Origin of the sequence: Sphingobacterium sp. xlx-130 (assembly GCF_011007405.1) — a bacterium.
Taxonomy (GTDB): Bacteria; Bacteroidota; Bacteroidia; order Sphingobacteriales; family Sphingobacteriaceae; genus Sphingobacterium; species Sphingobacterium luzhongxinii.
Genome location: NZ_WFKN01000020.1, coordinates 1 through 992, shown reverse-complemented (window position 1 = coordinate 992; position 992 = coordinate 1). Strand labels below are relative to the sequence as shown.

At 45.6% G+C, this 992-nt stretch carries 1 protein-coding gene; it reads left to right on the top strand.

The window, feature by feature from the left end; genetic code table 11:
- Positions 1 to 183, top strand: a 183-nt coding sequence (locus G7B18_RS19005; protein WP_205601729.1) for a hypothetical protein, incomplete at its 5' end; no start/stop codon positions are given.
- Positions 184 to 992 lie beyond the last annotated feature (809 nt).

Below are 992 nucleotides of genomic sequence, written 5' to 3'. Positions count from 1 at the left end.
CCCATTCCGAACAGAGAAGTCAAGCCCGCCAGAGCCGATGGTATTGCCGTAACAGGTGGGAGAGTAGGTCGGTGCCTTTTTTTACACAAAGCCCCTTCAGGAAACTGGAGGGGCTTTTCTTGTGATATACACCTCAGCCCGGGGTATATTTGTTATATATTTACCCCCATAGCAACCAAATAGTTCCCCTCTGAGGATATATTGATGCCCGCCCTGGATGTGGTGGTCCGGTGGCATAACATCGGTTCCCGTCTGCTTCTGCTATATGTGCCGTACAGTCTCTTTATAGACAAAACCCTATAATCCTGCATTCCAGAGGTTCTGAGAGACTATACAGTCCTCTAGCCCACATGGTCCTCATAATTAACAGCCCGGCTGTAGTACCTGTTCTGCTGTATTCCTGCTGCAATTGCTGTATCTGAAAGGATCGGAGATGACCGGGTAGGTGATCACAAGCATCCCTTCTCCCTAATAATACCTCTGCTGTAAATAAAAAAGAACGGTGAACGGTACCGGCTCTTCCGGATACCACTTCGCTGTGATCCTCTCTCTATAGGTCGGTAGGAAGGAAAGGGAACAGATCGAAGGGTGGGAGTAAACCCGTACGGAACAGATGGAAATTCAGGTACAGATCCTATCCGGCAGCCGGATTCCCACAGACCGGACTGTTGGATAACGATCGATCCCAGGGGCTATTATCCGGTGTTTATCAAGTATTGTTCTGCGAAGAAATACTATTTACAGTAAATTATCGTTCATGAATACAGGCTGTTATGGTTTTTCTGAAAAATACTTTACTTTCCTGCTTGGAACTATGGTTTTAATTGTCCTATCTTTGCACCACTCCGCAAGGGAGGAACGGTCAGATCTTAGGACGGGACCATGAAAAAAGAAGGGTTTAATGTTATTTAAACGCGGGAATTAAAGAAGGGACGCCGAAATAAATTTTCACATTTATTTTGGAACTCTGAAAAAGATTCCTACCTTTGCAG